The organism is Lentzea sp. NEAU-D7, assembly GCF_026242055.1.
Lineage (GTDB): Bacteria > Actinomycetota > Actinomycetes > Mycobacteriales > Pseudonocardiaceae > Lentzea.
In genome coordinates, this window is sequence record NZ_JAPJDL010000016.1 from 125,570 (window position 1) to 145,281 (window position 19,712).

The 19,712-nt window shown below is 69.4% G+C and carries 20 protein-coding genes and 1 tRNA gene; 14 read left to right on the top strand and 7 right to left on the bottom strand.

Annotation, left to right across the window (positions count from 1 at the left end; genetic code table 11):
• Positions 1-134 precede the first annotated feature (134 nt).
• The 8 genes from ORI60_RS29030 to ORI60_RS29065 are packed head-to-tail and all read left to right on the top strand — an operon-like array spanning position 135 to position 9,090.
• Positions 135-1,400 carry an aspartate kinase gene (locus ORI60_RS29030; RefSeq protein ID WP_266041176.1) on the top strand — a complete coding sequence of 422 codons (1,266 nt, stop codon included), beginning with the start codon at positions 135-137 and terminating at the stop codon, positions 1,398-1,400.
• Entirely contained in the window at positions 1,397-2,461 is a 1,065-nt protein-coding gene (locus ORI60_RS29035) for an aspartate-semialdehyde dehydrogenase (protein WP_266041177.1), read from the top strand. Before ORI60_RS29030 ends, ORI60_RS29035 begins: the two co-directional genes overlap by 4 nt.
• Before the next feature lie 44 nt (positions 2,462-2,505).
• Positions 2,506-3,069 (top strand): hypothetical protein, encoded by a 564-nt coding sequence (locus ORI60_RS29040; RefSeq protein WP_266041178.1) that lies wholly within the window; start codon positions 2,506-2,508, stop codon positions 3,067-3,069.
• Positions 3,066-4,538, top strand: a complete 1,473-nt coding sequence (locus ORI60_RS29045) for an ADP-ribosylglycohydrolase family protein (protein ID WP_266041179.1) — start codon at positions 3,066-3,068, stop codon at positions 4,536-4,538. The genes ORI60_RS29040 and ORI60_RS29045 overlap by 4 nt, the downstream gene beginning before the upstream one ends.
• Positions 4,539-4,548: 10 nt before the next feature.
• A complete protein-coding gene (locus ORI60_RS29050; protein WP_266041180.1) occupies positions 4,549-5,286 on the top strand; it encodes a class I SAM-dependent methyltransferase in 738 nt (245 codons plus the stop codon).
• Positions 5,283-6,689: a gluconokinase gene (locus ORI60_RS29055; protein WP_266041181.1), complete on the top strand. Its 1,407-nt coding sequence runs from the start codon at positions 5,283-5,285 to the stop codon at positions 6,687-6,689. Before ORI60_RS29050 ends, ORI60_RS29055 begins: the two co-directional genes overlap by 4 nt.
• Positions 6,690-6,727: 38 nt before the next feature.
• The gene (locus ORI60_RS29060) at positions 6,728-7,918 is read left to right on the top strand and encodes an MFS transporter (protein ID WP_266041182.1); all 1,191 of its coding nucleotides are present in this window, start codon (positions 6,728-6,730) and stop codon (positions 7,916-7,918) included.
• Positions 7,915-9,090: an MFS transporter gene (locus ORI60_RS29065; RefSeq protein ID WP_266041183.1), complete on the top strand. Its 1,176-nt coding sequence runs from the start codon at positions 7,915-7,917 to the stop codon at positions 9,088-9,090. Before ORI60_RS29060 ends, ORI60_RS29065 begins: the two co-directional genes overlap by 4 nt.
• Here the strand turns inward: ORI60_RS29065 and ORI60_RS29070 are convergent.
• Complete coding sequence (locus ORI60_RS29070; RefSeq protein ID WP_266041184.1) at positions 9,066-10,118, bottom strand: alpha/beta hydrolase; 1,053 nt, start codon at positions 10,116-10,118, stop codon at positions 9,066-9,068. The genes ORI60_RS29065 and ORI60_RS29070 overlap by 25 nt on opposite strands.
• A 65-nt stretch (positions 10,119-10,183) precedes the next feature.
• On the opposite strand from ORI60_RS29070, the gene ORI60_RS29075 reads away from it, so the two are divergent.
• From ORI60_RS29075 to ORI60_RS29085, 3 genes are all read left to right on the top strand, one after another.
• Positions 10,184-10,756 (top strand): NADPH-dependent FMN reductase, encoded by a 573-nt coding sequence (locus ORI60_RS29075; protein WP_266041185.1) that lies wholly within the window; start codon positions 10,184-10,186, stop codon positions 10,754-10,756.
• 81 nt (positions 10,757-10,837) lie between these two features.
• A complete protein-coding gene (locus ORI60_RS29080) occupies positions 10,838-11,260 on the top strand; it encodes an organic hydroperoxide resistance protein (RefSeq protein ID WP_266041186.1) in 423 nt (140 codons plus the stop codon).
• Between the two features lie 15 nt (positions 11,261-11,275).
• Entirely contained in the window at positions 11,276-11,752 is a 477-nt protein-coding gene (locus ORI60_RS29085; protein ID WP_266041187.1) for a Dps family protein, read from the top strand.
• 38 nt (positions 11,753-11,790) lie between these two features.
• On the opposite strand, the gene ORI60_RS29090 is transcribed toward ORI60_RS29085, so the two are convergent.
• Both ORI60_RS29090 and ORI60_RS29095 read right to left on the bottom strand, forming a co-directional pair.
• Complete coding sequence (locus ORI60_RS29090) at positions 11,791-12,744, bottom strand: BtrH N-terminal domain-containing protein (RefSeq protein WP_266041188.1); 954 nt, start codon at positions 12,742-12,744, stop codon at positions 11,791-11,793.
• Positions 12,745-13,947: 1,203 nt separating this feature from the next.
• The gene (locus ORI60_RS29095) at positions 13,948-15,762 is read right to left on the bottom strand and encodes a prolyl oligopeptidase family serine peptidase (protein WP_266041189.1); all 1,815 of its coding nucleotides are present in this window, start codon (positions 15,760-15,762) and stop codon (positions 13,948-13,950) included.
• Between the two features lie 43 nt (positions 15,763-15,805).
• Between ORI60_RS29095 and ORI60_RS29100 the strand changes: the two genes are divergently transcribed.
• Both ORI60_RS29100 and ORI60_RS29105 read left to right on the top strand, forming a co-directional pair.
• Positions 15,806-16,435 (top strand): hypothetical protein, encoded by a 630-nt coding sequence (locus ORI60_RS29100; RefSeq protein ID WP_266041190.1) that lies wholly within the window; start codon positions 15,806-15,808, stop codon positions 16,433-16,435.
• Positions 16,436-16,494: 59 nt separating this feature from the next.
• Positions 16,495-16,974: a GAF domain-containing protein gene (locus ORI60_RS29105; RefSeq protein ID WP_266041191.1), complete on the top strand. Its 480-nt coding sequence runs from the start codon at positions 16,495-16,497 to the stop codon at positions 16,972-16,974.
• A 1-nt stretch (position 16,975) separates the two neighbouring features.
• Here ORI60_RS29105 and ORI60_RS29110 read toward each other — a convergent pair whose 3' ends face one another.
• The 4 genes from ORI60_RS29110 to ORI60_RS29125 all read right to left on the bottom strand — a co-directional run bounded on the left by ORI60_RS29110 (position 16,976) and on the right by ORI60_RS29125 (position 19,090).
• The gene (locus tag ORI60_RS29110; protein WP_266041192.1) at positions 16,976-17,272 is read right to left on the bottom strand and encodes an antibiotic biosynthesis monooxygenase family protein; all 297 of its coding nucleotides are present in this window, start codon (positions 17,270-17,272) and stop codon (positions 16,976-16,978) included.
• A gap of 9 nt (positions 17,273-17,281) precedes the next feature.
• Positions 17,282-17,509, bottom strand: coding sequence for a hypothetical protein (locus ORI60_RS29115; RefSeq protein WP_266041193.1), 228 nt, complete (start codon positions 17,507-17,509; stop codon positions 17,282-17,284).
• 534 nt (positions 17,510-18,043) lie between these two features.
• Positions 18,044-18,117, bottom strand: a tRNA-Pro gene (locus ORI60_RS29120).
• 19 nt (positions 18,118-18,136) lie between these two features.
• Positions 18,137-19,090 carry a metallophosphoesterase gene (locus ORI60_RS29125; RefSeq protein ID WP_266041194.1) on the bottom strand — a complete coding sequence of 318 codons (954 nt, stop codon included), beginning with the start codon at positions 19,088-19,090 and terminating at the stop codon, positions 18,137-18,139.
• Positions 19,091-19,158: 68 nt separating this feature from the next.
• Here ORI60_RS29125 and ORI60_RS29130 point away from each other — a divergent pair, with 68 nt between their 5' ends.
• Positions 19,159-19,629, top strand: coding sequence for a GatB/YqeY domain-containing protein (locus ORI60_RS29130; protein ID WP_266041195.1), 471 nt, complete (start codon positions 19,159-19,161; stop codon positions 19,627-19,629).
• Positions 19,630-19,712 lie beyond the last annotated feature (83 nt).

Sequence of the window (19,712 nt, forward strand, 5' to 3'; positions counted from 1 at the left end):
GGCCTCCACGACATCGGCGCTCGACGACACCCGGACAGAGTAGTCACGCGCATCACGGCTCCAGAGTCTCACCAGGTGGTCCGGGTAGGCTGCCTTCGACGTGGGGTTTTAGTCGCGCGAAGGAGGTCAGGTCGGTGGCGCTCGTCGTCCAGAAGTACGGCGGTTCATCGGTGGGAAGCGCCGAGCGGATCAAACGCGTGGCCGAGCGCATCGTCGCGACCAAAAAGGCGGGCAACGACGTCGTCGTCGTGGTGTCCGCCATGGGCGACACGACTGATGAGCTGCTCGATCTCGCGCGCCAGGTCTCGCCGGTGCCGCCCGCCCGTGAACTCGACATGCTCCTCACCTCCGGTGAGCGGATCTCCATGTCGCTGCTCGCGATGGCGATCAACTCGCTCGGTGCCGAGGCGCGCTCCTACACGGGCTCGCAGGCCGGCGTGATCACCACTTCGGTGCACGGCAAAGCGCGCATCATCGACGTGACACCGAGCCGGATCCAGGACGCGACGTCCGAGGGGGCCATCGCGATCGTCGCGGGCTTCCAGGGCGTCTCCCAGGACTCGAAGGAGATCACCACGCTCGGCCGCGGCGGCAGCGACACCACCGCGGTGGCGCTCGCGGCCGCGACGAAGGCCGACGTGTGCGAGATCTACACCGACGTGGACGGCGTCTACACCGCCGACCCGCGCATCGTGCCGAACGCGAAGAAGCTCGACACGATCACGTACGAGGAAATGCTCGAGATGGCCGCGTGTGGCGCCAAGGTGCTGATGCTCCGCTGCGTGGAGTACGCCCGCCGCTACAACGTCCCCGTGCACGTCCGCTCTTCGTTCAGCAACAAGACCGGAACCATCGTGTCCGGTTCAGTGGAGGACCTTCCCGTGGAACAGGCGATGATCACCGGCGTCGCGCACGACCGGTCCGAGGCCAAAATCACCGTGACGGCAGTTCCCGACCACCCCGGCATCGCGGCCAAGATCTTCCGCGTCGTGGCGCAGGCGGAGCTCGACATCGACATGGTCGTGCAGAACGTGTCGCAGGCGGCGTCCGGCCGCACGGACATCACGTTCACGCTGGCCAAGGTCGACGGCCCGCGCGCGGTGGCGGCCCTGGAGAAGTCCCGCGGCGAGATCGGGTTCGACCAGGTGCTGTACGACGAGCACGTCGGCAAGGTGTCGCTCATCGGCGCGGGCATGCGCTCGCACCCCGGTGTGACGGCGACGTTCTGCGAGGCGCTGGCCACGGCCGGCGTCAACATCGACATCATCTCCACCTCGGAGATCCGCATCTCGGTCATCTGCCGCGACACCCAGCTCGACGACGCCGTCCGTGCCCTGCACGACGCGTTCGACCTGGGCAGCGACGAAGAGGCCGTCGTTTACGCAGGGACTGGACGATGACCGCCCCCGTTCTCGCGCTGGTCGGCGCGACCGGTGCCGTCGGCACCGTGATGATCGACATCATCAACACCCGCTCGTCCGTGCCGTGGGGCGAGATCAGGCTGATCGCGTCGCCGCGCTCGGCGGGCAAGAAGATCAACGTGCGCGGCCAGGACGTCACGGTCGTCGCGCTCTCGCCCGAGGCGTTCGACGGCGTCGACATCGCGATGTTCGACGTGCCGGACGAGGTCAGCGCCGAGTGGGCGCCGATCGCCGTCGAGCGCGGCGCCGTCGCGATCGACAACTCCGGCGCGTTCCGGATGGACGCCGACGTGCCGCTGGTCGTGCCCGAGGTGAACGCGGACCAGATCAACGAGCGTCCGCGCGGCATCATCTCGAACCCGAACTGCACGACGCTGTCGATGATGGCGTCGCTCGGCGCACTGCACCGCGAGTTCGAGCTCAAGGAGCTCGTCGTGGCCTCCTACCAGGCCGCTTCCGGTGCCGGCCAGTCCGGCATCGACCGCCTGTACGCCGAGATCGCGGCGCTGGCGGGCAAGGAGGCGGGCATCGCGGCGGGCGACGTGGCCGAGGCGCTGGCCGCCGCCGGTCTGTCCGCCGAGGACTCGCCGTTCCCGGCCCCGCTGGTGCTGAACGTGGTGCCGTGGGCCGGTTCGCTCAAGGACGGCGGCTGGTCGTCCGAGGAGCTGAAGGTCCGCAACGAGGCCCGCAAGATCCTCGGCATCCCGGACCTGAAGGTCTCCGCGACGTGCGTCCGCGTCCCGGTCGTGACGACCCACTCGCTGTCCGTCCACGCGACGTTCGCCCGCGAGATCACGGTCGAGGCCGCGCACAAGATCCTCGAAGCGCAGCCGACGATCGTGCTGGTCGACGACCCGGCCGCGCAGAAGTTCCCGACGCCCGCGGACACCGTGGGCGAGGACCCGACGTACGTCGGTCGCGTGCGCCAGGCGCTGGACTTCCCGAACACGCTGGACTTCTTCGTGTGCGGTGACAACCTGCGCAAGGGTGCCGCGCTGAACACCTACGAGGTCGCGGAAGAGCTCGCGCAGCGCCTCTAGATCATCACTCCTGTCGCCGTCGGGCCCGGTAGGGTCTGACGGCGATGGGGGAGATCGAGTGGATCAGGCCGCCCCGCCTCACCGAGGTCGTGGCCGCCTACCAGGGTTTCGCTTTCGGCGCGGGTGTCCGAACGGGACTGGTCGGCCAGCTGGCCGCGTGTTCGGCGGAGGACCCGGCCGCCGCATTGGCGCAGTGGGCGTCGGAGCCCGGCGTCCAGCCCGACCTGGTGTCCTGGCAGAGCGCTCGCGACCTGGTCAAGAACAGCTATCGCGGCAAGATCAGGTCACAGGGGTCCGGCGCGTTGATCTGGGCGCTGCCCGCCGCCGTCCGACGGCTCGACGCCGATCAGATCCGTGAGCTGGTCGCGCTCACCCACGGCCCGGACTCCGCGGCCGCCGAGGTCGTGATCATGCTGGCCTCGCACCTCTTCACGCCGTCGAAGCTCGACCCGCCGGACGCCGACGTCTTCACCGCCGCGGGTGCGCTGGCGCAGGCCGTTCGCGGTGAGGGCCGTGGTGTCGCGAGGGCCATCGCGGGTGCGCTGGAGGGCGGGCCCGAGCACGACGTCCGGCTCGTGGCCGAAGAGCTGTACCGGAGGTCGTGGTGAACCCGCTGACGCCGGTGGAACAGCTCCTGCACGAGCACGGGGACGACGTGAACGGCTTCGGGCGCCACGCCGCGCACGGTGAGCTGCTCATCCTCGGCGAGGCCCTGATGACCGCCGCCGACGTCCTCCTCCTCTACACCGAGGAGTCGCGGCTGCCTGCGGGCGTCGAGCAGTGGATCCGCGTGCCGCTGCACACCGTCCTGAGCAGGCTCGTCGCCACCAAGCCGCGGCTGCACGTCAATCCCGGCCTGCCGTACGAGGCCGAGTTCGACTTCGTGGAGCTGGCCGAAGCCGCCGCGGAGCATATGCGCAGCTGCGGATGCGGCGAGCGGCCGTCCGCCACGCGCGAGACCAGCCGCTGGGTCGACCCCGGGGGCCGGCGGTTCTTCGTGGTGCCGCACAAGGACAGCTCGCGGCTGCGCGGGTGCCTGATCGGCGGCGCTGTCGGTGACGCGCTCGGTGCGAACACCGAGAACCTGCCGATGGAGGTCGTCTACGAACGCCACGGGCCGGACGGCATCACCGACCTGCCCGAGAAGCCGGACATCACCGACGACACCCAGATGACGCTGTTCACGTTCGAGGCGGTCATCAGGGCGCACGTGCGGGAACGGACCAGCGGCGAGCGCGACATCACCGGCGTCACGCAGAACGCCTACCAGCGCTGGCTGCACACCCAGAAGACGCCGTGGGACGAGGCACGCGGCATCCACTCCACTGTGGACGAACCGGACGGCTGGCTGGTCACCCACCGCGACCTCTTCCGGATGCGGGCGCCCGGTCTCACGTGCACGAGCGCGTTGCAGGAGTACGCCCGCACCGGCGAGCGGGCGACGATCACCAAGCCCGTCAACAACTCCAAGGGGTGCGGGGGCACCATGCGGGTCGCGCCGGTCGCCCTCGCCGACGACGATCCGGCCGAGGTGTTCGCACTGGCGGCGGCCAACGCGGCACTGACGCACGGCCACCCGAGCGGCTACCTCTCGGCGGGCGTGTTCGCCGTGCTGGTGCACCAACTGTTGCGCGGCAAGGCCGTGCCGGACGCGCTGGACGTCGCCGTCGACTCGCTGGTCCGGCACGAGGGCCACGAGGAGGTCGTCGCGGGCATCGAGCACGCCCTCGAACTCGCGGCGCTCGGCGGACCGAGCGTGGCGCGGGTCGAGGAACTGGGCCGCGGCGGTGTCGGCGACACGGCGCTCGCCATCGCGCTGTACTCGGTGCTGGCCACCGACGACCCGAACGAGGCGCTGCTGGTCTCGGTCAACCACGGCGGCGACAACGACTCGACGGCGTCCATGGCCGGCAACCTCGCCGGAGCGCTGCACGGCGTCGAGAAGATCCGCCCGGACTGGGGCGAGCGCGTGCAGTTCCGGTCCGTCATCGACCGGATGGTCGCGGACTGGGAACTGGAGAAGAGCGGGGTAGCGCCGGTGAGCCGGGAGTGGTTCGTCCGGTATCCACCGTCCTAGGGTGTGATCCATGGCCGAGAGCGACGATCAGTACGACGCGTTGGGCGCGATCTACGAGCGCGCCAAGCACATCCCGACCGGACTGGCCGAGCGCGCGACGCTGCTGTCCGCGGTCGGTGACCTGCTGGGCCGCTCGGTGCTGGACGTGGCCTGCGGTACGGGGTTCTACGCCCGGCTCTTCCACGACCTCGGCGCGACGAAGGTCGTGGGCGTCGACTCGTCCGGCGAGATGATCGGCTACGCCCGCCACGTCGAGGAACGCGAACCGCGGGGCATCACCTACGAGCAGCACGACGCGGCGGACCTGCCGGTGCTCGGCGAGTTCGACGTCGTGACGGCCGTGTGGCTGCTGGGCTACGCGGACGACGAGCCCGCGCTCGACACCATGATCGCGAACCTGACCGCGAACCTCGCTCCTGACGGCCGGCTCGTCGTGCTGGTGCCGAACCCGGACGCCGACTGGGACCTGCTCGGGCAGTACGGCCGCTACGGCTACGAGATCACCCGGACCGGCCCGATGAACGTGAAACAGCCGGTCAAGGTGCACGTCCTGGGCGATCCGCCGTTCGACTTCGACTCGTTCTACTGGGAACGCGGCGTGTTCGACGCGGCGCTGAGCCGAGCGGGTCTCGAAGTCACGCGCCAGCCCGCCGTGACGCCGGACGACGAGCGCGGCGAGGAGTTCTGGGGCCCGCTGCGGACGTCCCCGAGCTTCGCCGTCTTCTCCGCCGTGCGGGGCGTCCAGTGATCGTTCTGGCGGTGGACCTCGGCACCACGGCGACCAAGGTCGTCGCGGTCGACGAGCAGGCACGTGTCGTCGCCTCGACCGAACGCGGCTATCCCATGCGCACCAGCGGTCTCGAGGCCACGCACGACCCGCGGCAGGTGCTCGACGCCGCGCTCGACGCACTTCGCGAACTGGCGACCGAGGACGTGCGGGCCATCGCGCTGACCGGTGCGATGCACTCGATCATGGGCCTGGACGCGGACCTGAGCCCCGTCACGGACGCGCTGAGCTGGGCGGACAACCGCGCGATCGAGCAGACCGAACGGCTGCGGGGCACCGCGGAAGGCCGTGCGCTGCACCAGGCGACCGGTGCGCCGATCCACTCGTTCACCCCGCTGATGAAGCTCGCCTGGTTCCACGAGAACGGTGTCCGGGCCGCGAAGTGGTGCGAGATCAAGGACTTCGTGCACCTGCACCTGACCGGTGTGCTGATCAACGAGCACTCGTCCGGCTCCGGCACGGGCCTGATGAACGTCCACACCCTGCAGTGGCACGAGCCGTCGCTGGAGTTCGCGGGCGTCACCGCGGACCAGCTCCCGCCGCTGGTCGAGCCCACGCACTCGACGCCGCTGACGGCCCTGATCCCCGGACTGCGACCCGGCATCCCGGTGGTCGTCGGCGGTGGCGACGGGCCGCTGGGCAACCTCGGCGTCGGCGCGGCCAGCCCCGGTGCGGGCGCGGTCTCGCTCGGCACGTCGGGCGCACTCCGCGTGGCGCAGCAGGGGCCGGGGGTCGACGAGGAAGGGCGCACGTTCAGCTACGCCATCGGCGAGGGCATCTGGGTTCGCGGCGGCGCGATCAGCAACGGCGGTGTGGTCGCCCAGTGGGCCGCGGAGACGTTCGGCATCCCGGTCGGCGACCTGCTCGCCCAGGCAGCCGACGCCGACTCCGACGGGCTCGTGGCGCTGCCGTACCTGCTGGGCGAACGGGCACCGTGGTGGGACCCGACCGCGCACGCGGCGTTGCTCGGCCTCCGGCGTGAACACACTCCTCAGCAGATCACCAAAGCTCTGGTCGAGGGTGTGTGTCAGCAGTTGGCGCTCGTGCTGGACGCAGTGCCGCACGTCGAGTCGTTGCGGATCACCGGCGGTGCGTTCCGCGCTCCGATCTGGGCGCAGACCCTCGCGAACACGCTCGGCATGCCGTTGCACCTCGCCGAGGACAGCGGCGGTTCGGCCGTGGGTGCGGCGCTGCTGGCGTGGCGGGCGCTGGGCGAGATCGAGTCGCTGACCGTCGACCTCGTGCGGCCGACGCTGACGATCACACCGGACGAGAAGCAGGTCGAGAGGTACGCGAACGCACGGCCGTTCGTCGTGAAGGCCTACCGGGCACTGGAAGAGCTGTATGGCGAATCACATCGTTAGCAAAGAAAACCTTTTGCCATCCGCGTGAGGATGGCGGTGTGGACCTCGCCCCCTTCAAGCACGTCCTGATGCTGCCCAGAGTCCGTCCGTTCGCACTGTTGATGTTCTTCGCGAGGATGCCTCCGGCGGCCACGGGCGTGATCCTGACGCTGCACGTCGCGGTCACGCTGGACCGGGGCTACGGCGCGGCGGGACTGGTCGGGGCGGCGGGCACCATCGGCATGGGGCTCGGTGCCCCGCTGATGGGCAGGCTGATCGACGCGCGAGGCCTGCGGTCGATGCTGGGCGTGAGCATCACGGCCTCGGCGGCGTTCTGGCTCACGGCGCCGCTGATGGGCTACTGGACGTTGCTGGTGACGTCGTTCCTGGTCGGGCTGCTCGGCGTGCCGATGATGTCGATCGGCCGGCAGGTCATCACCGCCCTCGTGCCGGAGAGCCGGCGCCGCGTCGCGCTGTCCGTCGACTCGATCTCGGTCGAGCTGTCGTTCATGGGCGGACCGGCGCTCGGCGTGTTCGTCGCGACGAAGTTCTCCACGAACGCCGCGCTGTGGTTCATCGGCGGCTCGATCCTGGTCGCCGGGGTGCTCCTGTACTGGGCGAACCCGCCGATGGTGCACGAGGACGAGGTGGTCGACGGGCCGCAGCCGCGCGTGTTCGAGTGGATGCGCGGACGGATCGTCGGCGTGCTGGTCGTGTGCGCCGGGGCGACGGTGTGCCTCGCGGGCATGGAGGTCTCGGCGATCGCCTCGCTCGAGCACATCGGCAAGCAGAGCTGGCTCGGCGCGGTGTTCTTCGCGATGTGCGCGGCGTCGATCGTCGGCGGCCTGGTCTACGGCGGCGTGAAGAGGGTGCCGAGCGTCCTGGTGCTGCTCGTCCTGATGGCCGCCCTGGAGATTCCGGTGGGCCTGGGCGACGGCAACGTGCTGCTGCTGTGCCTGCTCCTCGTGCCGATGAACCTCATGTGTGCGCCGTTGATCGCGGCCTCCGGTGAACACATCAGCAGGCTTGCGCCGCCCACCGCCCGTGGCCTGGCACTGGGCCTGCAGGGGTCGGCGTTCACCGTCGGCAACGCGATCGGCGCACCGATCGCCGGCGTCGCGATCGACCGCGGGGGAGCGCCCGCCGGGTTCGCGATCGTCGGCGTCATCGGACTGCTGGTCGCGGGTGTCGCCTGGGTGCTCTCGCGGCAGAACAAACCCGTTGCCAACCAGGTGACGATGTCCTCGTGAACCTCGCCCCGTTCAAGTCGGTCCTGGCGCTGCCGGGGGTCCGTCCCCTGATGCTGCTGATGCTGTTCGCCAGGATCCCGCCGACGGCGGCGGGCGTCACGGTGACGCTGCACGTCGTCACCACGCTCGACAAGGGCTACGCGGCGGCCGGCACGGTCGGCTTCGCGACCATGATCGGCCTCGGGCTCGGGTCGCCGTTGATGGGCAAGCTGGTCGACACCAAGGGCCTGCGGTTCGTGCTCGTGCTGAGCCTGCTCGAAGGTGCCTTCTGGGTGACGGCGCCGCTGATGGACTACTACGTGCTGCTCGTGCTCGCGTTCGCCAACGGGCTCGTGGCCGTGCCGGTGATGTCGATCGGGCGGCAGGCGCTCACGGCGATCGTGCCCGAACCGCAGCGCAGGCCCGCGTTCTCGCTCGACTCGATCTCGGTCGAGCTGTCGTTCATGGTCGGGCCCGCGGCGGGCGTGCTGATCGCGACGAAGTTCTCGACCGGAACTGCGCTCGTCACGATCGGTCTGGCGATCCTGACCGCGAGCGCCGTGCTGTTCCTCGTGAACCCGGTGCTGCTGCACGAGGACGACGTGATCGAGGGCCCGCCACCTCCGTTGCGGCAGTGGCTGCGCGGGCCGATGATCGCGGCGCTGATCGTCCCGTTCGGTGCCACGATGGTGTTGTCCGGCATGGAGATCTCGGCCATCGCCTCGCTGGAGCGCTCCGGTCAGCAGAGCTGGCTGGGCCTGATCTTCGTGGTGATGTGCGCGGCCTCGGCCCTCGGCGGCCTCTTCTACGGCAGCCTCAAACGGGTGCCGAGCGGCGTGTTCCTGTTGGCGTGCATGGCTTTGCTGGAGATACCCGTCGGTGTCGGGGACGGCAACGTGTGGCTGCTGGCGCTCGCGTTGGTCCCGATGAACCTCGCCTGCGCGCCGACGATCACGGCGTCGTCCGAGCTGATCGCCAAGAGCGCGCCACCCACCGCTCGCGGGCTTGCGCTGGGCCTGCAGGGCTCCGCCTTCACGTTCGGCGTCGCCGCCGGCCAGCCGCTCGCGGGGATCGCCGTGGACCACAGCGGACCCCCGCTCGGCTTCGTCGTCGCGGGCCTGGCCGGACTGCTGGTCGCCGCCGTCGGCTGGGTGCTGTCACGCCAGCGTCAGGCGGTCTCCTCCACCTCCTGAGCGGAGTTGGCCAGCGCGAAACCGGTCCGCAGCGCACCGACGGCCTCGGACACGGCCTCGCGGAAGATCCCGCCGACACCGAGCACGTTCGCGAAGCCGTGGAACAGGCCTTCGTGCCTGCGCAGCACGACCGGCACGCCGTCGGCGGCCAGGCGTTCCGCGAAGGCCTCGCCCTCGTCGCGCAACGGGTCGTAGCCCGCGGTCGCGATGTAGGTCGGCGGCAGGTTCGACAGGTCCTCGGCCAGCATGATCGACAGGCGCGGGTCGTGCCGGTCCTTGCCGCCGGGGGTGTACTGGTCGAGGAACCAGTCCATCTTCTCGTCGGTCAGGAAGAACCCGTTGCCGAAGATCTCACGCGACCGGCGACGCACCGACGCGTCCACGCCGGGGTAGAAGAGCAGCAGGAACGAGAGGTCGATCTCGGCGCCGTGAGCCGTCACGGCGGCCAGGTTGCCGCCCGCGCTGTCGCCGCCGAGCGCGATCCGCCTCGGGTCGATGCCCAGGTCGTCCGCCTTCGCGACGGCGTAGCGCAGCACCTCGGCGGCGTCGTCGGCCGCGGCGGGGAACGGGGCCTCCGGAGCGAGCCGGTAGTCGGCCGCGAGCACCCGGATGCCCGCCTCCCTCGCGAGGAACCGGCAGAGGTTGTCGTGGCTCTCCAGACTGCCCGTCACCCAGCCGCCACCGTGGTAGAAGATCAGCAACGGCGAGCCGGGCGCGAGCAGCCGCGGCGTGTAGATCCGGCCGGCGAACTCCCCGATCGTGAGATCGCGCGAACCCACTCCGGTGATCTTCGGACCGGAGACGAGCTTCGAACTCAACTCCAGGTCCAGTCGGCTCTCGGATGCTGTCCTCGTGCGCCACTCCGTCCCGGTCAGCTGCTGGAGCCTGAGCAGCAGCTGAGCCTCCGGGTGCAGGTCCTGGCCGTCCAGGCGGATCGGGGCACCGGCGATGAGGCGGCGCACAGGGCCTGGCAGACCGAACGCGAAGCGCAGAGCACCGGCCATCACGGCCGCCTGGAAGTTCGACATGTGGTGCAGGTTACTAGCGAGTAGTGCTGGATCTCCAGGTAGCTGGAGGTGGAAGGATCGTTGGCATGACGGTGACGGTGGTGGGCATCGGCGGCTCGATCAGGTCCGACTCGCAGTCCGAAAGGGCGCTGCGAGTGGCTCTGGAGGGCGCTCGTGAGCTCGGTGCGCAGACGATCCAGTACAGCGGCCCCGACCTGGTGCTCCCGTTCTACGACCCGTCGGTCCCGGACCGCACGGACATCGCACTCCGCATGGTCGAGGACCTGCGGCGGTGCGACGGCGTGATCGTCGTGTCGCCCGGCTACCACGGCACCGTGTCCGGCCTGGTCAAGAACGCCCTCGACTACATCGAGGACCTGCGCGACGACGACCGCCCGTACCTCGACGGACGCGCGGTCGGCACCATCACCGCCGCCTACGGCTGGCAGGCCGCGGTGAACACGCTCGCCGCGGTTCGCTCGATCGTGCACGCCCTGCGCGGCTGGCCGACGCCACTGGGCTCCGCCATCAACTCCGCCCAGGTCAAGTTCGACGGAGACGGCGCCTGCTCCGACGCCGACGTCGACCGCAACCTGCGGATGATCGGCCGCCAGGTGGCCGAGTTCGCGCTGCGCCGCCCCATCTCGGACGTGAACTGAGTCACGACGGGGCATTTAGGTCGCGCACGATGCGTTCTCCCTCAGTGAAAGGCTTTGACCACTGACTCAAGGGAGAGCGGAATGGAAGCGCTGTACACGGCTGAGGCGACTGCTTACGGCGAAGGCCGCAACGGCGAGGTGCGTTCCTCCGACGGCGTGATCGACGAGGTCCTGTCGGTCCCGAAGGAGATGGGCGGCCCCGGCGGAGACGCGACCAACCCCGAGCAGCTCTTCGCAGCCGGTTACTCGGCGTGCTTCAACTCCGCTATCGCAGCAGTCGCGCGCGGGGGGAAGATTCAGATCGCTTCTTCTGAGGTAACCGCCAAGGTGGGGATCGGCTCCAACGGCACCGGCGGCTTCCAACTGGCCGTCGAGCTCGCGGTGAAGATCCCCGGACTCGACCAGGCGGTCGCGGAAAAGCTCGTCGAGCAGGCCCACCAGGTCTGCCCGTACTCGAACGCGACGCGCGGCAACATCGAGGTGGCGCTCACCGTCACCGTCTAGGAGGCGCGTTTCACCATGGCCAAGAACCCGATCACCAGCCCGCTCGCTGACGCCGACCGCGACGCCGTCGGAGCCATTCTGCAGGCGACCTTGGTCGACCTGGTCGACCTCTCCCTGATCGGGAAGCAGGCGCACTGGAACGTCATCGGCAAGAACTTCCGCAGCGTCCACCTCCAGCTCGACGAACTGGTCGTCCTCGCGCGCAACGCCGCCGACCAGGTCGCCGAACGGGCCGCCGCTCTCGGAGTGACGCCGAACGGCACGGCGAAGACCATCGCCGCGTCGTCCGGCGTGCCCGAGATCGAGTCCGGCTGGCTGAAGGAGGACCAGGTCGTCACGTCGATCACGTCTTCACTGGCGTCGCTGATCTCCCGCATGCGCTCCCGCATCGACGAGACCGACAAGCCCGACCTCGTCACCCAGGACCTGCTGATCGGCATCACGCAGGAGCTGGAGCAGGCGCACTGGATGTGGCAGGCCCAGGCGGCCTAGCCCCGCCAGGACGCGGCAGGCCCACACGGCCTGGCCCGTCAGCTCGACATCAGCAGACGGATGGCCCGTTCCTCGATGGAACGGGCCTCGTCGACTTTCCGGGCCAGCTCGTCGTAGTCGCCACCCCCGGCGATCTCCGACCACAGCCTGCCGGACTCCCGGAACTCCTGCGCGCCAGGCAGTCCAGCCTCGTTGAGGAACTCCGCGTACAACGGCCGCGTGGCACCCGGCGCCGTGTACTCGACCTCCAGGCAGTCGTGCAGCCGCTGCTCGGGGAACCCGGGATCGTCGGCCCACCGCTGGGCCCAGCCCTTCTTCCCCTTGTCGCGCAACTGCTCCGCAAGCTTGCGCATACCGGAAAACCCGAAGTTCACGTCGAAGTTGTTGCCCAGCACCGGCCCGGTCAGGTGCTCACACGTCATCCGCACCGCCGCGGCGACATCCGGCTCACCCCGCCGCTCACCGATGCTGATCATCTCGTGCTTCCCCTGCCCCCAGCCCGACATGAACTCGGCCAACGGCTGCACGTGCGTCCCGCGGTTGTGCACGGTGACGGCGTCGCCGTCCACACCGAGCACCCCGACAGGATGCTTCTCCTTGCCCAGCAGGCAGATCACCGGCCCGTCAGCCGCCCGCAACTGCTGCTCGGCCTTACGCGCCGACGTGGTGCTGGTGACCTCGTGCGAGATGCCGGCGTGCGCAAGCGCGGTAGGGATGAACGGCGCAGGATGATGCCGCGCCACGATCGTCATCGTCGGCGCGTGACCCTTGTACTCGAACACGAAGTACATGAACCCGATCCCACCACCGAGCCCGGCCAGCATCGCCTCGGACCACTCGCCGTCGAGCACCTCCCGCAACAGCCAGGAGTCGTGCATCTGCCCGGCGGGGCGCGCATCCTTGAGAACGTGCCTGCGCGCGGTGGTGTAGGACTCGCCGGTGCGCTCCATCCGGGCGCGAACCAGGCGCTTGAACGACTTCTGCTCGGTCATGGCGTGCCTTCCGCGGACGCGCACGAGCCGTTCCCCACGCCTGGCTCCGCTCGTCCGGACTCAGCTCGCAGTGCACACGACTGACTGACCGGCGCCGGGAGGACAGGAGTCCCCTTTGCCTCCGCGACGCCGGCCAGCGCGGGTGACCGATCAGGAGGTGAGGCGCTCGGCGGCGCCGTCGCCCATCGTACGGCGCTGGCGGGCGGATATCGCGGTGCGACTGTCCGTTGGCATGCGGGGTGCGACTGTCCGCTGGAGTGCTGGGTGCAACTGCGCGTCGGCGTGCGGGCAGCGGCGTGCGGGCAGCGGTGTGCGGACAGCGGCGTCCGGGTTGCGGCTTGCCTCGCCTGCGGTTCGCCTCGCCTGCGGTTTGCCTCGCTGCTTGGGGCGGAGCCTCGCCGCTTCCGGCGGGACCGAGCCGCTGCGGGCGGAGGGCTGCGGTTTCCGCACAGCCTGGCCGCTTCGCGCGGAGTCTCGCCGTTCCAGCGGAACCGAGCCGGTTCATGTGGAGCCTCGCCGCTTCCAGCGGAACCGAGCCGGTTCATGTGGAGCCTCGCCGCTTCCAGCGGAACCGAGCCGGTTCGGACGGAGCCTCGACGCCTCGGGCGGAGCCCTTCCCTTCGGGCCAAGCCTCGTCGCTTCCAGCACAGCTGGGCCGCTTCGCGCGGGAGCACGCCGCTTCCAGCGGAACCAAGCCGGTTCGGGCGAAGCCCTGTCGCAAGGTGCCAGAACCCTGCCGTCCAGGCGAAGGCTCTTCGCCGCCCGACACAGCCTCGTCGCCGCCGACACAGCTCGGTCGCTTCGCGCGGAGCCTGCCGCTTCAGGCGAAGCCCTCACTTCCGGCACAGCCCCGTCGCTTCAGGCGGCACGCTCTGCCGCTGCCGGCACAGCCTCACCGCTCCACGCGAAGCCTGGCCACTTCCCGGCACGGCCTCGCCGCCACCTCACCGCACGAGCAGGCCGTCACCACTGACCTACCTGCCTCGCCGACCGGCTCCTACGTACCGGGGGACCGGTCCACACCAAGGTGACTGCCCCACCTGCCAAGGAGGCCAAGCGCCGCGCCCACCCGTCCCCCGCGCGATTCCTCATGACGCAACGCGCAATCCCCGATTTTGGTTCCCGCTCTATCCACAGGCTACCCAAGCGCAGATAACCGCAGGTCAGCACCAGGGCAGCCTGTGGACAACTCGCGATCAAGAACTACTCAGCGGCCAGGTGCCGACGAGCGAAGTCCACCTCGGCCGCCGTCTGCCGGATCGTCTCGGCGACGACCAGCGAGCCGTGGCCCGCGTCGTAGCGGTACATCTCGTAGGTGTGGCCGCGAGCCGCGAGGGCGTCGAGGTAGTTGTCGATCTGCCTGATCGGGCAGCGCGGGTCGTTCTCGCCGGCGAGGATCAGCACCGGTGCGGTGACCTTGTCGACGTACGTGAGCGGCGAGCACTCCTTGTACAGCTCGGGCAGCTCCTCCGGGGAGCCGCCGAACAACGCGCGGTCGAACGCGCGCAGCGGTTCCATCTCGTCCTCGTACGCGGCGAAGTAGTCCGCGACGGGGACGCCCGCCACGCCGACGGCCCAGCGTTCCGGCTGCGTGCCGATGCCGAGCAGGGTCAGGTAGCCGCCCCACGAGGCGCCGTTGAGCACCGACTTCGCCGGGTCGGTGAGTCCGGACTCGACCGCCCAGTCGTGCACGGCGGCGATGTCCTCGAGTTCGGTGAGGCCCGGCCTGCCCTCGATGGCGTCGCGCCACTTCGAGCCGTAGCCGCTGGAGCCGCGGTAGTTCACGTGCACGGTGGCGAAGCCCGCGTCGAGCCAGACCGCGCGGTAGGCGGAGAAGCGGTCCTCGTCGGACGAGTGCGGGCCGCCGTGGATCAGGAAGACGGTCGGGAACGGGCCCTCGCCCTCGGGCTTCGAGACCAGTGCGTGCACGTCGCCGACGAACACGTCCTCCAGCTTGTGCGACGTCGCGGGCACGGCGCCCTGCGGCTCGACGAGCACCCGCTCGGTGCCGTCGGTGGCCAGCGCGCGGATGACCGTGGACCTCTCGGCGGACGACCAGGAGTACTCGATCGTGCCGTCCGGCCGCACGCCCGCCGAGCCGATCACGCCGGGTGCGGTGTCCAGAGTGGACAGCTCGCCGGTCGCGAGGTCGTAGCGGTGCACGGTGTTGCGGGCGTGGTGCGTGTGGACGACGAGCAGCGCGGACGCGTCCGGGTACCAGTCGGCGGCGACCTCGCCCGGCAGGTCGAGGACGATCTCCTGCTCGGTGTCGGCGGCGACGTCCCAGATCAGCAGCTCCTCGCGGCCGCGGCGCTCGTGCAGCACCAGCAGTCGCTGGTCGCCGCGCACCGGGCTGAACGAGATGGCGTCGAGGCCCTTGCCCTTGCCGTCCCACTTCTCGGCGATCGTCTCGCCGTTCTCGGCGTTGAGCGCGCGCAACGCCATGTGGCGGTTGTCGCCGTGCTCGGAGTGCGCGATCACGACGATCGACTCGTCCTTGGCCAGCGCGGTGACGCCGGCGTCGTTGACGTGCTGGTAGAGCACCTCGCTGCGGCCGTCGCGCGTCAGCCAGACCGTGGTGCCGTCGTCCGTCGACGCGGCCACGGCCGTGACGGTGCGGCCGATCTCCAGGCCCGCCGGGTAGCCGGCCGTCACGTCCGCGACCGCGGGCTCGGCCTTGCTGCCGTCGGCCTTGAACGGCTCGCGGACCCAGACGCCGAACTCGTCGCCGTCGTGGTCGTCGAACCACCAGATCTCGGTGCCGTCCGGGTTCAGCGTGGCGTGCGACGTGCCGTTCGGGCGGTCGGTGACCTTGCGGTGCTCGTCCGTCGCGCGGTCCCAGGCGTAGATCTCCCACACGCCACTGGCGTTGGAGACGTACAGGGTGCGGTCCGGAGCGTCGTCGGCCCAGCCGGGCAGGCTCATCCGGGGCGCGGTGAACCGCTCACGCCACCGGGTCTCGGCGGCGGGGTCTTCGAAGAGCTGTTCCGGAATGGCGGGAGAAGGGTGCGTGGTCACGGTTCAACACTAGAGTCAGAGCCTGCTTCTAGGGGGATCGCAGATGACACAACCACCACAGTGGGGTGCGCCACCACACCGTCCGGCACCTGGTCACGGGTACCAGCAGCCACCACAGCAGCACTGGCCCCAGCAGGGCCCGCCACCGCGGCAGGGCCCGCACTTCCAGCCAGGCCCGCCGCCGCAGCACTGGCCGCCGCAAGGCCCGCCGTCCCAGGCCGGCTGGCTGCCGCCGAAGCCGTCACAGCTCACCCTGCTCGCGGTGCTGAACTGGATCCTGGCCGTCGGCATGCTCGTGATCGCGGCCTTCGTGATCATGAGCTTCCTGATGTCCGGCGGCACGCTGCTGATCGGCATCCTGCTCGCCGCCGTGATCGCGGGCTTCGGCCTGTTGAACGCGCTGGGCGCCATGTCGATCAACCACCCGCACTTCCCGAACACCATCGCCTCACAGATGGCCGGCGGGTTCACGGCACTGGTGCTGCTGGTGGCGCTGTTCCGTTCGGTGCGCCGCGGTGTCGCCGAACTGGTGCCATCGGCGGCGTCGGCCGTCCTGCTGGCGCTGTGCGTGCTGAGCCTCGTGCTGGCGACCCGTCCGGCCGTGAAGCGGTGGATTGTCGCAAAGCACCAGCATTCTTTGTCGCAAGGTCACATACCGCGAAACCGCCGCTGATTAGTTGAATCGAGCCAGAAAATCTAGGTGCGCGGCCCGGTGGGAGTTAACGTGGTGGCATGTCCGACACGATGGAGCGCCTCACCGGAGCCGTGACGTTGGAGGAAGTGCAACGGATCGTCCGCACCACGGCCAGGTCTTCCCTGGCGGCGCACGGTGCGACGTTGGTGCTGCTCGACGGCGACCTCTGCTACTACGCCGACGAGGACTCCATGAGTCCGCTGTGGAAGGGCCAGCGCTTCCCCGCCGTGAACTGCATCAGCGGGTGGGCGATGTTGAATCGCCAAACCGTGGTGATCAGGGACATCCGCTTCGATTCGAGGATTCCTCAGGAAGCGTATCGGCCGACCTTTGTGCGGAGCCTGCTGATGGCTCCGATTCTGCGCCCGGAACCGATCGGCGCCATCGGTTGCTATTGGGCCGTCCCGCACACCGCGACCCCCGCGGAGATCGAGACGCTGGAGTCCCTCGCCCGAGCTGCCGGTGACGCCCTCGAGCGGTTCCCGGAAGGCCTGCCCGCGCGGGGCTTCATCAGCTGAGTCAGCTCACGTGCCGGAAGTGCCGCAGCGCCAACGGTTGCTGCAAGTAGTCGCTCTCGTCCGGGAACGTCACCGGATCGGTGCGCCACCCAGGCCCCGCGTAGCTCTCCAGCGCCTGCTCGTCCCGCCACCGGCTCACGTAACGCACGCGCAGCGGGTCGTCGAGGTCGACGAGCACCTCGTGCCCCAACAGCCCTTCGTAGATCTCGGGAAACCCCTTCACGAGGTCCCGCACTCGTGCGATGAACTCCTGTTCACGGCCGGGCTTGACCAGGGCCTCGGAGACTCGCGTCAGCACGGCTCCAGCCTAGTGGCGGCCGAGCTCCTCGTCGAAGATCTGGTCGACCTTCCGCGAGGCGCGCGACAGCGCCCTGATCGCGACGAAGACGACGATGAAGCCGACGGCCACCACGGCCGTCACCCAGGCTGAAGTGAGCATGAAAACGATCCCCAGGGACTGCAGCACCACAATTGCCTTGGCCGCAATGACGATCCACGACCTGTGAGACGGGTTGGCGGCGGAGGCGGAGTCCATCACAAACATCTCCCGACATATTCAACGTTGGCTGAACCACTGCCTTCGTCGTTTGGATCAAGACAGCCGTTACGCAACGTGAGTTGAATCGTCAACCTTCACTCGGAAGGGTTAACGTGACCCGGCCGTTTCGTAAGGTTTGGACCTGAACGTGAGCGCTGTGTCATGCGAGAACGGTCCCGTCTGCGGCCGCCCGTGTCGAGCCACGTCACACGATCGGGTGGCTTATCGGGAACGTTGATGTCCTTTTCCGTGACCAGAAAGGACCTTCGACTCTGTGGTGGAGGGACTTCCCGGGCAAGATCTACAAACAACAGTTGAGACGAATTCGCAACTGAATGGAATCAGTCCGGCCCGGTGGGGAAGGGCGGGATCCCGACGGCGGCAGAGGCGGCCCGGCGCGGGCTGACCCTCGCCTTCGGCCGGCTGCGCGGTGTCCGAACCGGACGGCTGGAGCTGTTGGCCAGAACGGCCCGAAATGCAAATCAGCTCCCGTTCGCATTTATGCGCACGGGAGCTGATTTGTTTATTCAGTCGGGGTGACAGGATTTGAACCTGCGACCTCTTCGTCCCGAACGAAGCGCGCTACCAAGCTGCGCCACACCCCGGCTGGGAACATGTAGAACTCTACATCATGTCCGCTCCAGCTCCGAATCGGACCCCCTCATTTCGCCCCTGACCAGGCGTAACGGGCCTCGGAACGAGGGTCAGCAGGGAAGCTTCCGGAGGGCAGCAGAAGCGCACCGGCGCGTACGGCGAAGTGCCCATGCCGGCGGACACGTTCATCCACATGTGCGAACCCCAGCGCGAAACGCCGCGGGCTCGGCCGCGGTCCAATTCGCAGTTCGTCACCACGGCGCCGTAGAACGGGATGCGCAGCTGGCCGCCGTGGGTGTGGCCGGCCATCACGAAGTCGTAGCCGTCGGCCGCGAACGGGTCCAGCACGCGCGGTTCCGGGGAGTGCGTGACACCCAGCCTCAAGGCGGCACTGGGATCCGGGGCGCCTGCGATGTCGGCGTAGCGGTCGCGCTTCAGGTGCGGGTCGTCGAGGCCCGCGCAGAAGATGGCCTGGCCGTTCACCATGATGGTCTTGCGCAGGTGCGTGAGGTCTTCCCAGCCCCGCTCGATCATGCCTGCGCGCAGGTCGCGCCACGGGAGCGTCACGCCGTGGATGCGCTTGGTCTTGGAGGACGGCAGCAGGTAGCGCACCGGGTTCTTGAGCTTGGGCGCGTAGTAGTCGTTGCTGCCGAACACGAAGACGCCCGGCTTGTCGAGCAACGGGCCGAGCGCGCGCAGCGTGCCGGGGACGGCGTCCTTGTGCGCGAGGTTGTCGCCCGTGTTGACGACGAAGTCCGGGTTCAGGTCGGCCAGGGCGGCGACCCAGCGCTGCTTCGACACCTGGTTCGGCGTCATGTGCAGGTCTGAGATGTGCAGCACGCGGATCGGCTTGGCGCCGGGAGACAGGACGGGCACCGTGGCGGTGCGCAGGGTCCAGTTCCTTCTCTCGATTCCCGCCGCGTACGCGACGGTCGCGGCGCCGAGAGCGGTCGTGGCGAGGAGGGCGCGGCCCAGCTTGTTCACGCGTCAAGGGTACGGAAGGGCGGTAACTCGATCGGCGCGGCATCCGGCGGGCGGTACCGTTCTGCGTCATGGCGGAGTTGAAGACGCGACTGCAGAACGACCTGACCGTGGCGATGAAGGCCAGGGAGACGGTCACGGCCGGTGCGCTGCGGATGGCGCTCACGGCCGTCACGAACGAGGAGGTCTCGGGCAAGCAGGCCCGGGAGCTCAGTGACGACGAGGTCGTGAAGGTCCTCTCGCGCGAGGCGAAGAAGCGCAAGGAGGCCGCGGAGGCCTTCGACGGTGCCGGCCGGACCGAGAAGGCCGAGCTGGAGCGCCAGGAGCTCGCCGTGCTGGAGGTCTACCTCCCCAAGCAGCTCGACGACGCCGAGCTGGCGTCCATTGTGGACAAGGCGTACGACGCCGTGGCCGCGCAGCTCGGTGAGGCGCCGGGCCAGAAGCAGATGGGCCAGGTCATGAAGGCCGTCAACGCCGAGGTCGCCGGCCGCGCCGAGGGTGGCCGGGTGGCCGCCGCGGTGAAGGCCAAGCTGGCAGGCTGACACGAGTGTGCCGCAGCGGTCCGGCCGCGGCGGCGCCCCCGCGCAGAAGGCCCTGGCGCCCGCGTGCGGGACCGCGCCCCTGG

Bases quoted from the DNA above. Each gene is read 5' to 3' on its own strand.
- ORI60_RS29050 (WP_266041180.1), top strand. From the start codon at position 4,549: ATGGCCGAGAGCGACGATCAGTACGACGCGTTGGGCGCGATCTACGAG.
- ORI60_RS29105 (WP_266041191.1), top strand. From the start codon at position 16,495: ATGTCCGACACGATGGAGCGCCTCACCGGAGCCGTGACGTTGGAGGAA.
- ORI60_RS29115 (WP_266041193.1), bottom strand. From the start codon at position 17,509: ATGGACTCCGCCTCCGCCGCCAACCCGTCTCACAGGTCGTGGATCGTC.
- ORI60_RS29100 (WP_266041190.1), top strand. From the start codon at position 15,806: ATGACACAACCACCACAGTGGGGTGCGCCACCACACCGTCCGGCACCT.
- ORI60_RS29085 (WP_266041187.1), top strand. From the start codon at position 11,276: ATGGCCAAGAACCCGATCACCAGCCCGCTCGCTGACGCCGACCGCGAC.
- ORI60_RS29080 (WP_266041186.1), top strand. From the start codon at position 10,838: ATGGAAGCGCTGTACACGGCTGAGGCGACTGCTTACGGCGAAGGCCGC.
- ORI60_RS29040 (WP_266041178.1), top strand. From the start codon at position 2,506: ATGGGGGAGATCGAGTGGATCAGGCCGCCCCGCCTCACCGAGGTCGTG.
- ORI60_RS29090 (WP_266041188.1), bottom strand. From the start codon at position 12,744: ATGACCGAGCAGAAGTCGTTCAAGCGCCTGGTTCGCGCCCGGATGGAG.
- ORI60_RS29070 (WP_266041184.1), bottom strand. From the start codon at position 10,118: ATGTCGAACTTCCAGGCGGCCGTGATGGCCGGTGCTCTGCGCTTCGCG.
- ORI60_RS29035 (WP_266041177.1), top strand. From the start codon at position 1,397: ATGACCGCCCCCGTTCTCGCGCTGGTCGGCGCGACCGGTGCCGTCGGC.
- ORI60_RS29130 (WP_266041195.1), top strand. From the start codon at position 19,159: ATGGCGGAGTTGAAGACGCGACTGCAGAACGACCTGACCGTGGCGATG.
- ORI60_RS29075 (WP_266041185.1), top strand. From the start codon at position 10,184: ATGACGGTGACGGTGGTGGGCATCGGCGGCTCGATCAGGTCCGACTCG.